The sequence below is a fragment of the Blautia sp. AF34-10 genome, assembly GCF_003477865.1.
Taxonomy (GTDB): domain Bacteria; phylum Bacillota; class Clostridia; order Lachnospirales; family Lachnospiraceae; genus Fusicatenibacter; species Fusicatenibacter saccharivorans.
Genome location: NZ_QUED01000002.1, coordinates 165,111 through 178,464, shown reverse-complemented (window position 1 = coordinate 178,464; position 13,354 = coordinate 165,111). Strand labels below are relative to the sequence as shown.

Genomic DNA, 13,354 nt, shown 5'->3' with positions numbered 1-13,354 from the left:
TTTTTTTCTGTACACGTTTTTTTGTTAAAAAAAGGAAGAATTTTGCTAGACATTTTTCCGATCCCTGTTATAATAAAATTACAAAGGTGTTGCGCTAAACCTAACCAAAACACTATATTTTCCATTTATTTTACAAGGAGGATGACATGGTAAAAAAATTTGTCTACGGAACCCCATTTGAAACCGAAGCTGTCGTAAAAGAGATCCCCTCTTCCGAAGGAACCCGGATTACGGTACCTTCTCCACCGAGAACGGCTTCTCCTTCACTACAAAGCTTGCTGACGAGGACATGGTATTCGGACTTGGCGAAGCCAACCGCGGCATCAACAAACGCGGTTTTCTTTACATCAGTGACTGCGCTGATGATCCAAACCACGTAGAGAGCAAAACCTCTCTGTATGCAGCACACAACTTCATCATCATCTCCGGCAAGACACACGTAGGATTCTTCTTCGATTATCCGGGCACCCTGCGTTTCGATATCGGCTACACGACTTCCGATACAATGACTGTTTCCTGCGAAAACGCAGATCTCTACGTTTACATGATCACCGGTGATTCCGATCTTGATATCGTAAAACAGTTCCGCGGCATCATCGGACGCAGCTACATTGCTCCGAAGTTTGCTTTCGGTTACGGTCAGAGCCGCTGGGGCTACAAAACAGAGGATGATTTCCGCACGGTAGTGAAAAAATACCGCGAAAACCATGTGCCGCTCGATATGGTTTACATGGATATTGACTACATGCAGGATTACAAGGACTTCACCGTAAATGAAGAACGTTTCCCGGATTTCGAGGGATTTGTACAGGATATGAAAAAAGAAAAGATCCATCTCGTTCCGATCATCGATGCCGGTGTGAAAGTCGAAGAGGGTTATGACATTTACGAAGAGGGCTGTGAAAAAGGCTACTTCTGCCGCCGTGAGGATGGCTCCTACTTCGAAGCTACTGTATGGCCAGGCTGGACTCATTTCCCGGATGTCTTAAATGCAGATGCCAGAAAATGGTTTGGCGACAAATACGATGTTCTCGTTTCCAAAGGAATCGATGCCTTCTGGAATGACATGAACGAGCCATCCATCTTCTATTCTCAGGAAGGCCTTGCTGATTTCAAAGAGACTGCAAAGAAATACGTGGAGGGTGACCCGGAAGTTCCGCACTACATGGTAGGTGGAAAGCTTCAGGCACTGGCAAACAACCATGAGGACTATAAACGCTTCTATCACAACGTAAACGGCGAACAGGTCCGCCATGACAAGGTACACAATCTGTTTGGCTACAACATGACACGTTCTGCCGGTGAAGCTTTTGAACGAATTTCCCCGGATAAGCGAATCCTGATGTTCTCCCGTTCTTCCTACATCGGCATGCACCGTTACGGTGGAATCTGGACCGGAGACAACTGCTCGTGGTGGTCACACATCCTGCTGAACCTGAAGATGATGCCGTCCCTCAACATGTGCGGTTTCCTCTATACCGGAGCCGACCTCGGCGGATTCGGTGCAAATACCACAAGAGACCTGCTGCTCCGCTGGCTGGCACTTGGTGTTTTCACTCCTCTGATGAGAAACCATGCTGCACTCGGAACACGTGAGCAGGAACCTTACCAGTTTGAGCATATCGAGGACTTCCGCAACGTCATCGGCGTCCGCTACCGCCTCGTTCCGTATCTGTACAGCGAGTACATGAAGGCTGCTTTAAACGACGATATGTACTTCAAACCGCTTGCCTTCGTTTATCCGGACGACAAACTGGCAAGAAATACAGAAGATCAGTTGATGATCGGTAATGAGATCATGATCGCACCGGTTTACACCCAGAATGCCATCGGCCGTTACGTATATCTGCCGGAAGAAATGATGTTTGTAAAATTCCTCGGCAATGGAAACATGTTCCAGGAGGTTCTTCCAAAAGGTATCCACTATGTAGAAGTTGCCCTGAATGAGGTTCCGCTCTTCATCCGCAAAGGCTGCGCAATCCCGGTTGCTGATTTTGCAGAATCCATACCGGATATCAAAGAGGAAAGCATCCGCATGGTCGGATACGAAGGCGCTTCCTACGAGCGTTATACCGATGACGGAGTTTCCCGTATCTGATACAGAAAACAGTTTTTGAATCATCTCCCCCTTTGCAGGAGCTTCCCGGAGCCATCAGGTTCCGGAAGCTCCTGCAGTTTTTTCACGCAAAAAGGCGGGAACCCTCTATGTTTCTCCGGGTTCCCGCCTTTTTCTTTTCGCTTTATTCTGTTTTCGGCAGCCGCACCTCTACGACGGCTCCGTAATTTTCATCCATATTGGAGCACGTAATGCTCGCCCGTTCGCCGTACATCAGCGCCAGGCGGCGTTTTATATTGGAGATGCCGACATGGTGACGGCCGTGGTAGATGATAGGCGTGTCGTTTTCGATTGCATCCAGTGCCTCTTTCGAAAATCCGTTTCCGGTGTCGGAAATACAGATGTAGAGGTACTCACCGTCCTCGTACGTCTCGTTTGTGAGATATAGGGAAATCTCACTCTTCCGGTCCAGGGATACACCGTGTACTACGGAGTTTTCCACCAGTGTCTGCAGCAGAAGAGACGGAACCTTCCATTCTCCGATATCACCATCCGTCGTTGCTTCAAAGGAAAAGGCTTCTTCTCCGTACCGCAGCTTCTGGATGCGGATATATGCCTCAATGTGTTCCAGCTCTTCCTCCACATCGCGCTGCTTCTTGGAATCCTGGAAAATGTAGCGCATATAGTCGGACAGCACCGTTGTGATCTCAACGATCTCGCCTTCGTTATTCTTATCCGCAATGCCATGGATCAGGCTCAGGCAGTTCAGAAAGAAGTGTGGCTTGATCTGTTCCTGCGTGTATTCCAGCTCGGCTTTCTGTTCGGCAAGCTCTTTTTCGTAGATCGCAATTTTCAATCCCTGTATTTTCCGCAGCAGTTCCTTGAATTTGCCGCTCACAGACTCCAGCTCTAACAGATTGTTGCTTCCATCGTCATTCAGACTCTGCTCTTTTTCCAGCTCCTCCAGTTTTTGTCCGAATTTTTCCAGCGGTTCCAGAATCCGGTGGTAATATGCTGTAATTTCCAATGCGCAGACAATCAGAAGAACCGCGATCAGGACGACAAATGCAATCTGCATAATCAGTACATTCTCAAGAATACCTCCTCCCGGCAGAACCATAAGATTGATTTTTCCGACCGTTCCAAGCTGGTAGGAATAGACCGTCGCATTTTTCTCTTTTTTCTCTCCCGCTTTGGAAAAATCGATAATCTCATTTTTATATTTTTCCGACGTATCTGCCTGCGTCATGACACGGCCTCTGGCATCCACCATAAACGGAATGACATCATACTCCTCTGTTTTGGCGCGGATGGTCCGGAAAATCAGATTCAGATTGATGACACAGCCTATGACTTTTTTGTTTTTCGCGTACCAGCCGACAATATAGTCGTCGTCGCCAAACGTAATCACAGTCCATTGTGTGCTGATCGAATCCTTTGATGTCATAATCTGCAGATAGGACATCAGCATCTGATTCAGCGTTGTCATTCCCTTACTCTCGGTAAACATAGTTCCGCTGTCCGTAATCAGAACATTGGCTTTCTGACCGTAGACGAAGAAGGTCTGTACCTCATGGTAACGGATTTTCAGCACACGGTTTCGCTCCCGCAGCGTCTGCTCCATTTCATAATACTGAGCATCTGTCGATGTTATCTGATCCGGGATTTCTTTGATATTGCTGTCAGAATCCAGCAGATAGATCAGTTCACTGTTGATCTGCGACATATCACGGTTGATCTGATCGACATAGAGCTTTGCCGTATCGGCAATATATTTATCTGCCAGCTTGCGGTTTTCCCAAACGCCCCAGAGCAGGCAGACAACAAGCCCCATCAGGACCAGAAAAACCGGAGTTCCAAGCCGCAGGGACGTATCCTTCAAACTGCGTATTCGAACGCTATGCAGCATCCTTCGTTTTCCTTTCTGCCAGAGATTCATAAGCGCATCCACCCCTCCTTTTTTCTTTCTGCAGAGCGACTGCCGGACGCCGCACCTTACCGCGCAGCCCCGGCAGTCCTTTTACACTCACGGAATGCATTTGCAGCTATGTTCTTTGTAACACAGCCCATTATACCATATTTTCCGGCTTTGTCCATGCAGAGTCCGTGTTTCACATGGCAAGAACAGGATTTTCTGTTCCCGTTCGCCTGGTACCGGTGAACGGGAACATTCTCTTATTCAGAGAAAATATTCAGCAGCTTTTCTGCATCTGCTCCTTCCTTTACGAATACCGGAATAGTATCCATCGGAGCAGCAACCGTTACCTTCTGTCCTCCCTCATACTTTTCTCCGGTCCATGCGTTAAACCATGTCGTTCCGGCCGGAAGATAAACCTCGCGCTCCGTTACGTGATCCTCCATCACAGGTGCAACATAGAGATCCGGTCCGAACAGATAAGCGTCCTCCACATTCCAGCTCTCCGGATCTGTCGGGAAATCATAGAAAACAGGCCGCATCACCGGGGTTCCGTCCTCATGTGCTTTCTTCATCTGTACCCGGATATAATCTCTCAGGCGCTCACGCAGGAAAATGTATTTCTTGGAAATTTCATATGCCTCATCACCAAAGCTCCAGATCTCATTGTCACTGCCGGATCCGATCTGTTCTGCACCGTAGCCCTCCTGTGGGTTGCGGTTTCCGTGCAGACGCATGACAGGGCAGAAGCATCCGTACTCAAACCAGCGGATGTACAGACGATGGAAATCCGGGTCATCGGTTCTTGCGCCGTGGAAGCCGCCGATATCAGTGGTCCACCACGGAATACCGGCAACCGCCATGTTAAGACCTGCCTGTACCTGGCGCCGGAAGCACTCAAAGGTACTTACAATATCGCCTGACCATACGAGTGCACCATATTTCGCGCTGCCTGCCCAGGCAGAACGGATCAGGCTGATTGGCATAGTATCGCCTTCTGCCGTCATGCCGTCATAGAACGCTTTCAGATAATATTTCGGATAAATATTTCCGACCTCCTGTACGCTTCCGAGCTGATAGCGGTAGTTCTTGAAATCATAAACGCTGTATTCCGGCTCTGCCACATCCAGCCAGAAGAGCTTGGCACCCTGATCATAATAATTTTTCTTGATCTTCTCCCAGACATATGTTCTTGCATCCGGGTTAGTCGCATCGAAGAAAACTTCATTTCCGCCGCAGAGCATCGTCAGCGGTACACCGTGCTCCGTGCGAACCAGATAACCCTTCTCTTTCATCTCCTCGAAGTTTTCGGAATAAATGTCAACGGTCGGCCATACCGACACAACAACCTGAATTCCCATCTCCTTTAATTCGCGGCACATGCCCGGCACATCCGGCCAGTATTTCGGATCAAATTTGAACTCGCCCTGCTTCGTCCAGTGGAAGAAATCAACGACAATCACATCAAGCGGCACACCGAGTTCTTTGTATTTTCTTGCTACAGACAGAAGCTGTTCCTGATTCCAGTAGCGGAGCTTACACTGCCAGAAGCCCATGCCATATTCCGGCATCATCGGCGGTTTTCCGGTCAGCGTCATATAATTCTCCTCGATCTCGGCAGGCGTATCACCTGCAATCACAAGATAATCGATTTCTTTCCCGGATTCCGTTACCCATTCCGTTCCATTATTCGCAAACATCACCTGTCCGACGCCCGGATTGTTCCATAAGAAGCCGTAGCCGATACTGGAAAGATAGAACGGAACACTGACCTGTGAGTTTCTCTGTGCCAGCTCCAGCATACAGCCCTTCAGATCCAGCTCATGCTGCTGATACTGTCCCATTCCGAAGATTTTCTCACCTTTTCTTGCTACAAACCGCGCTACAATACGGAAATTATCCCCGACGCCGTTGCTGTACTCGCGTCCCATGATGTTGAGCGGCATGCTTTCCTCATCGCGCAGACGGCGGAAATGCTCCTTTAACAGAACTCTTCCATCCTCATGATAGAACGTAATGACGCTGCCAGAATCAATCACTGCATGAAGCTTTCCATTTGTGATTTTTCCGTAGGAAGTATCCGTTCCCTCATACATATTGGCAAAGGCTCCGCCTTTTGCTGATGGATCCTCAAAGATTTCAACCTCTCCCGCATGCGCGTCCTTTGCTTCCAGCGCCCAGTCGCGGCCGGTAAAGCTTCGATTTTTTGTCGCGCGTACACGCAGTGCATCTTTTCCCCACGCTTCGATGCAGACGGTCTCGCCATCGTAAGAATAAATTAACTTACCCTCTTTTTCCCAAAACATGTAAAAATCCTCCTTTTGTCAAAAACGGCAGGTCATTTCTGGCCTGCCGTTTCTCCTGCTGTTTGGCACTTCAGACATTGACCCGCCGGATCAACGCCTGCTTCTTACAGGTAATATTTTTTTCTGTTTATTTTGCCAGATTTTCTTTGTATGCATTGTAAGCATCTGTCTGAATCTGAAGGAACTCGTCAATGCCCATAGCTTTCAGCTGATCGATGTAGGAATCCCACTCATCATCAATGCCGCCGTCTACTACCCAGTGCGCATACTGTGCTTCTACATATTTATAGATATCGGTTCCGATTGCCGTGATTCTGGAAAGGTCTTCGTCGGTATACTGAACCATCGGGAATCCACAGTTTTTCTCAGTATCAACGTATTTCTCATTGATCGCATCATCGGCCAGTTTGACACCGTCGCCTGATCCTCCGGAAGAGAAACTTTGTCATAGAAATCCTCGTTCATGTATTTTGGTCCGAAGTCACGTAAGGAGTTGGACCATGCGGAAGTATCCAGAGAAGATCCATCGCTTGGCACATCTACATTGTAGGTTCCGTCGCCATTGTCTGTGATCTGGCTTCCGATCGTACCATAGAAGGTCTGTAACGATGCAAGATCGGTGTAAAATTCATCCGCCCATTTCAGCAGGGTGTCAGGATCTTTACAGTCTTTGGAGATCATGAGCTCACGGTCGGAGATATCAAGGTAATTGGTTGCTGCTTCTACGTAGTGGTTTCCATCGTAGCCTTCTACTGCCTCAAGAGTCTTAAACTGATTTACGTTCGGACCAACCTGGGCGTCTGCAGTCCATCCAAAGATAAGACCTACCTGAGAACCGCCATCAGCCTGCTGTTTTGCTGTCTGCATAGAGCCATCCTGTGTGAAGTACTCTGGGTCAACAACGCCCTCTTCCCATAACTGACGCATCCATTTTACTGCTTCTTTGTAATTTTCTTCCATCGGCATGAAGACCGGTTTTCCTTCGCCATTCAGTCCCATGTAGTTTCCGTCACGGCTTACCATGGTTCCGAACGGGGAAAGGATGTGGCGCAGATCGCCGCTTAACAGTCCGCTGCTTGCCGCATTTGTGATACCGATCTCGTTGGTCGGATCGCCGTCGCCGTCAGCATCTTCTGTCGCAAATTTAACAAGAACCTCTTCCAGTTCTTTATAGGTCTTCGGAGTTTCCAGTCCTAAGTTATCCAGCCATTCCTGGTTGATGCACATAACATCGCCGCAAACCTTCGGACGAAGCGGAAGCTTCTTCGGTAAGCTGTAGATTCTTCCGTCACGGCTGGTGCAGACTGCTTTCAGTTCCGGATCAGCCTCAAAGGCTGCTTTCAGGTTTGGCATATCTTTTTCGATCAGATCTGTCAGATCCAGGAATGCCGATTTGTTCTGTGCCATATCTGCCTGTGTTAAGCAGATGGAGCCAAGAAATGCATCCGGGAGGTCTCCGGAAGCCAGCAGCAGAGATTTCTGCTCGGACCAGTCACTGTTGTAATAAACCTGCCAGTCGATGTTGATATTCATCTTGTCCTCGATTTCTTTCATGACGCCTTCATGCAGGAAATCGGTCGGCCAGGTATCGGTCCATCTTACTGTTGCAATTTTGTAGGTTGGGCGGTCACTGGTATCTGTCGTGTCACTGGCAGAAGATTCTGTCTTTGCAGAACTTGCTGCAGTGCTTCCACTCGTACTTTCCGTTCCTCCATTACTTCCACATCCTGCAAGCAGTCCAGCTGCCATTGCGGCCGAAAGAGCAACGCTCCAGGCCATTTTTGTTTTCTTTCGCATCATCATCTCTCCTTTATGATTTTTATTTGCAATACTTCTCTCCTATCCGCAGGATCAGCCTTTCAGTGATCCGAGCATAACACCCTGATTGAAGTATTTCTGCACTAACGGGTACATACACATGATCGGCGCGGAGGAAACCACGATGATCGCGTATTTGATAAGATCGGCCATCTGCTTTGCCTCAACGGCTGCAGCGCCGGTACTCATGGCACTCATGGTCTGATTGCCGACCAGAATGCTTCGAAGGACAATCTGCAGCGGCTGCAGACTTTCGCTTCGGATATAAATCAATGCATTAAAGTAGGAGTTCCACTGTCCTACTGCTGCCCACAGGGCAATAACAGCGATAACGGCTTTGGAAAGCGGAAGCACAATCTTGAAGAAGAATCCAAGGTATCCACATCCATCCAGCTGCGCCGCCTCCCAGAGATCCTCCGGGATACTGTTGTTGAAGAACGTTCGTCCTACGATGATGTAATACGTTACAACGGAGAACGGAACAACCATAACCCAGAAGGTGTCCAGCAGATGAAATCTCTGTACTGCCAGGTAGGTTGGGATCAGACCGCCGGTGAAGAACATCGGGATCAGGTAAAATGCTGTGAAAAATCTTCTTCCATACAAATGCTTTCTGGAAAGCGCGTAGGAAGCCGGAACATTGACAACGAGTGTCACAAGCGTTCCCATAATTACGTAAGCAATCGTATTACGGTAGCCGGTCCACAGCTTTGCATAGCTCGCCAGCTGTTTGTATCCTTTGAAGTTAACTCCTTTCGGAAGGAACATAATCTGTCCGTTGGATACGGCTGCCGGATCACTGAACGATGCAATGATGATGAAGTACATCGGATACAGGGTGATGATGATCAGAAGCACGCCGATCGTATACAGGATGATATCGAAAATCCAGTCTTCTCTGGATTTCTTTACTTTATTTGTTGATACTGCTTTTGCTTTACTCATATCTTTGCTCTCCATTCCTATGTAGGCTCAAAATTCTGTCAGATCAGTGAGGTATCACTCATTTTACTGGAAATGAAGTTGACTGCCAGAAGAAGAATCAGGTTGATAATGTTGTTGAACAGGCCAATTGCAGCGGAAAGGCTGTACTGGCTGCTCACAAGACCCATCTTATACACATAGGTGGAAATGATCTCACTTGAGGTACTGTTCAGTGTATTCTGCAGCAGGTAAACCTTCTCAAATCCAACGCTCATGACGCTTCCCATTCTCATGATAAACATGATGGTTGCCGTCGGCAGCAGAGCCGGAACATCGATGTGGATCATTTTATGCCATTTGTTGGCGCCGTCCATCGTTGCCGCTTCATACAGGGTCGGGTCTACAGAGGAAAGTGTTGCGATATAGAGGATACTGTCCCATCCTACATGCTGCCATGCCTCAGACCATACATAAATGTGTGGGAATGCTTTTGCACTTCCCATCAGGTTCGGGAGCTTGAATCCAAGCACTCCCACCAGCTTTGCGATAATACCTGTACTCGGGGAAAGGAACAGGATCAGCATTCCGGCCATAACAACGGTGGAGATAAAGTGCGGCAGGTAGGTTGATACCTGGAAGAATTTTTTAAACTTCTGTGCCTTCATCTGGTTAACCAGCAGTCCCATGATAACCGGGAGCGGGAATGTTACCGCGATGGTGTAAAGACTGATGATAATTGTGTTTTTAATGGTCAGACCGAACTGATAGGAGTTAAAGTACTGTTTGAAGTATTTCAGTCCAGCCCAGCTGCTTCCCATAATTCCATCCGCAGGTGTAAAGTTTTTAAATGCAATCACAATTCCGTACATCGGGTAGTACGTAAACAGTGCAAAAATGATAATGGAAGGAAGCATCAGTAAATATAATGGCCTGCTTCTTCTCACTCCCTCTACAAATCCTATGGAACTCTTCTTTTTGGTTTTACTATGGTTGGCGCTCACATATCATCCCTTCTTTCCTTTAGATTTCTTTTTCTCGTCTCAACCGATGAACATATTATACAAAAACTCGCCTCATTTTTCTAACATTTTCCGGCAGTCTGTATATTAAAAAAAAGACGTTTTCGCAACGTCTTTTTTTAAGTAAAATCTGTTTTTTGTTATCTATCACGTTTTTTTGTTATTGACACCATTTTTTTGTTATTTCTGACGGCTCCGGTATTCATTTGGCGTACATCCAACCAGCTCCCGGAACGTTTTACTGAAATAGGAAAAATTTCCGTACCCGACTTCCATCGCAATTTTGCTAATCGGCAGGGATGATGTGCGCAAATATTCTTTTGCCCGTTCAATTCTGCGCTCGGCGATATAATTTGGCAACGACATTCCCGTCGTTTTCATAAAAAGTTTGGAAACATAATCTTCCGAAAGAAAGACTTTTCCTGCCAGCACCGGCCGTGAGAGATCTTCTCCCAGATTCTGTTCAATATATTTTTTCAGCTGATCCACCACATTGTCGCTGTGTGTTTCGCTCTTTTTCTGTCCCTCCAGTACAGCAAACAGATATTCGATAAATTCCCGGCTTCCAACTACAGAAAGACAGGCTTCTCGTCTTCTGTGCTCGAATTCTTCTCTTTCAAAAATCTGTTCAAAAGCGATTCCACGGTCTTTTAAATAGCCATAAACCGTCTGAACCAGTTCTCCGATAAAACGAACGGTAAAATCTTTTCGCATTCCACCCGCAGCCCGGCGCTGTGTAATATAGCCCTGCAGAGATTTCCTTACCTGCTGCACAGAGTCCGTCTGCTCCATTTCTGCAAGATACGTTTTCCAGGATGGCTTTTGATATTCACGTTCCACAAAGTACCAGCGGTCTTCGTACAAAATTCCTGTCTCATCCGGCACGGCGTATTTTTCGATTTCTTCCAGTTTATCCCGGCTTTTTGGAATCTCTTCCAGCGTAACGGGTTTTCCCATATAGGTACAGAATCTTGCCGGAACCGCACCGGAAAGACACTTTCTCCATTCCTCCAGCTTTTCTTCATCCCCTGCATTTCGGATCACGTTCCGCAGTACAATCGCCCACTCCAGATCACTGGCATGGACAATGGCTTCCACACGCCGCCCTCTTGTTTCAAAAAATTCTGTCGTGACATTCTCAATCACAAAATTCTCCAGACTGATTTCTTTTTTATAATATTCTTTCGAAGGAATCTCCAGAACACGCAGCTGGATCAGGCAGAATTTTTCTTCCGGATCGTCATATTTCTTTTTTGCCTGCTCGATCCAGTATTCTTCCTGCATACACTGGATCAGAAGATCTTCCCATAGTTTCTTTTCTTTCTGTTCTGTATTTTCCTGTGCTTTTGTCTTCTGCTGTTTTTCCTTTACAATCTCGACCAAACGAAGAAGCGCGATTTCCAGATCTGTATTGGAAATCGGTTTCAGAAGATACTCTCTGGATGAAAGTTTCAGCGCCATCTGTGCATAGGCAAAATTTGCATAACTGCTCAGGAAGGCACATTCGATATCCAGTTTTTTATATCGGATCCATTCGAGCAGTTCCAGCCCGTTTCCCTGTGGCATGTCGATGTCACACAAAAGCATTTCGATTGGATATTCTTCCAGCAGTTTTTGCGCCTGGCGGATATTGTTTGCCGTAAAAACCATATCGATTCCGATTTTACTCCAGTTCACAGTCTCTTCCAGCTTATCGACCAGCAGCTTATCATCATCCACGATCAGAATAGTAATTGCCATAAAAAAGCCCCCAATATTTTTTAAGGCCAGCCGGCAGATTCCACTTACATAGAATATTCTGCCAGTTGGCCTGCTTAAAAACTATTATATCCTTTTTATTCTTTTCCGTCAAAGCAATAGGTACACATTTTGCACTTCGGCAGTCCAATGGATTCTACCAGATCATCGAGGCGGTGATACCGGAGGCTGGTAAAGTTCTGACGGCGGCAGATTTCCTGGCACATGGATTCGTAGCGGTCGCTCTTCGGATCTGCATATTCCTCCAGTGTTTTTTCTGCATTTTCTCCTTCTTTTTCGAGGATGATCCGTCTGGTAATCAGATCAAGCTCGGATTTGGAACGGGAAAAGTTCAGGAACTTGCATCCATACAGCAGCGGCGGGCATGCCGGGCGGACATGAACTTCTTTTGCACCGCTCTGATACAGAAACTCAGTCGTCTCCCGAAGCTGTGTACCGCGCACAATGGAATCATCAATCAAAAGCAGCTTTTTCTGATCAATCAGTGCCTGTACCGGAATCAGTTTCATGCGTGCGATCAGGTTTCTCTGCTCCTGATTGGTCGGCATAAAGGAACGCGGCCAGGTCGGAGTGTATTTGATAAACGGTCTTGCAAATGGAATTTTAGACTCATTGGCGTAGCCAATCGCATGGGCGATACCGGAATCCGGCACACCGGCAATGAGATCCGGGTGAACATCACTTCCCGCATCACGTTTTGCAAGCATGGCACCACAGTGATATCGCATCTCCTCGACGTTAATCCCCTCGTACGATGCTGTCGGATAGCCGTAGTAAACCCACAGGAAAGAGCAGATTTTCATCTCCTCCTGCGGCGGAACAAGCATCTCCACGCTCTCCGGTGTGATAAAGTCGATCTCTCCAGGTCCCAGTTCATGATAATCGGTATAGCCAAGATTCAGGTAAGCAAAATTTTCAAAGGAGGCACAGTAAGCGCCCTCTTTTTTACCAATGACAAGTGGCGTACGGCCTTTTTTATCACGGGCGGCGTAAATTCCGTCTTTCGTCATCAAAAGCAGCGTCATGGAGCCATCCACCACATCCTGCAGATGACGAATACCTTCCGTAATCGTTTTTTCGCTGCAGATCAGAGATGCTGCCAGCTCTGTGGCATTGATCTGTCCGGTGCTCATTTCCTGGAAATGCGTCCGTCCGTTTCCATAAACATTCTCCAGGAGCTTGTCCATGTTGTTAATCTTTCCAACGGTTGTAATCGCAAAGCTTCCAAGATGTGACTGGATCAGGAGCGGCTGCGGTTCATAGTCGGAAATGCATCCGATACCAAGATGGCCTTCCATCTCTGCTACATCGCGCTCAAATTTTGTACGAAACGGGGAATTTTCTATATTGTGGATTGCACGGCTGAAACCATTTGCTCCATAGGTCGCCATTCCTCCTCGTCTTGTACCGAGATGAGAATGATAATCTACTCCATAAAACAGTTCCAGCGTACAGTCTTCTCTTGATGCAACTCCAAAAAAGCCTCCCATTTGTCGTTTACCTCTCTTTTGTATTTTTTCTCCCTTGTGATGCGAAACGTATCGGTAATTCGGGCCAT

At 47.2% G+C, this 13,354-nt stretch carries 8 protein-coding genes and 1 pseudogene; 1 reads left to right on the top strand and 8 read right to left on the bottom strand.

Annotation, left to right across the window (positions count from 1 at the left end):
- Window positions 1-146: 146 nt before the first annotated feature.
- Window positions 147-2,098, top strand: a pseudogene (locus tag DWZ60_RS02150) (glycoside hydrolase family 31 protein).
- A 142-nt stretch (window positions 2,099-2,240) separates the two neighbouring features.
- Here DWZ60_RS02150 and DWZ60_RS02145 read toward each other — a convergent pair.
- The 8 genes from DWZ60_RS02145 to DWZ60_RS02110 form a co-directional block, all read right to left on the bottom strand.
- Window positions 2,241-3,995, bottom strand: coding sequence for a sensor histidine kinase (locus DWZ60_RS02145; RefSeq protein WP_117802088.1), 1,755 nt, complete (start codon window positions 3,993-3,995; stop codon window positions 2,241-2,243).
- Between the two features lie 236 nt (window positions 3,996-4,231).
- Window positions 4,232-6,277: a glycoside hydrolase family 31 protein gene (locus tag DWZ60_RS02140; protein ID WP_117802087.1), complete on the bottom strand. Its 2,046-nt coding sequence runs from the start codon at window positions 6,275-6,277 to the stop codon at window positions 4,232-4,234.
- A 127-nt stretch (window positions 6,278-6,404) separates the two neighbouring features.
- Window positions 6,405-6,623 (bottom strand): hypothetical protein, encoded by a 219-nt coding sequence (locus DWZ60_RS02135; protein ID WP_119188505.1) that lies wholly within the window; start codon window positions 6,621-6,623, stop codon window positions 6,405-6,407.
- The gene (locus tag DWZ60_RS02130) at window positions 6,554-8,074 is read right to left on the bottom strand and encodes an extracellular solute-binding protein (protein ID WP_158576271.1); all 1,521 of its coding nucleotides are present in this window, start codon (window positions 8,072-8,074) and stop codon (window positions 6,554-6,556) included. The genes DWZ60_RS02135 and DWZ60_RS02130 overlap by 70 nt, the downstream gene beginning before the upstream one ends.
- A 54-nt stretch (window positions 8,075-8,128) precedes the next feature.
- Window positions 8,129-9,040, bottom strand: a complete 912-nt coding sequence (locus DWZ60_RS02125; RefSeq protein ID WP_118666577.1) for a carbohydrate ABC transporter permease — start codon at window positions 9,038-9,040, stop codon at window positions 8,129-8,131.
- A gap of 38 nt (window positions 9,041-9,078) precedes the next feature.
- Window positions 9,079-10,020 (bottom strand): ABC transporter permease, encoded by a 942-nt coding sequence (locus DWZ60_RS02120; protein ID WP_227093647.1) that lies wholly within the window; start codon window positions 10,018-10,020, stop codon window positions 9,079-9,081.
- A gap of 198 nt (window positions 10,021-10,218) precedes the next feature.
- Complete coding sequence (locus DWZ60_RS02115; RefSeq protein ID WP_117813791.1) at window positions 10,219-11,778, bottom strand: response regulator transcription factor; 1,560 nt, start codon at window positions 11,776-11,778, stop codon at window positions 10,219-10,221.
- Between the two features lie 95 nt (window positions 11,779-11,873).
- Entirely contained in the window at window positions 11,874-13,286 is a 1,413-nt protein-coding gene (locus tag DWZ60_RS02110; protein ID WP_117813789.1) for an amidophosphoribosyltransferase, read from the bottom strand.
- Between the last annotated feature and the right edge of the window lie 68 nt (window positions 13,287-13,354).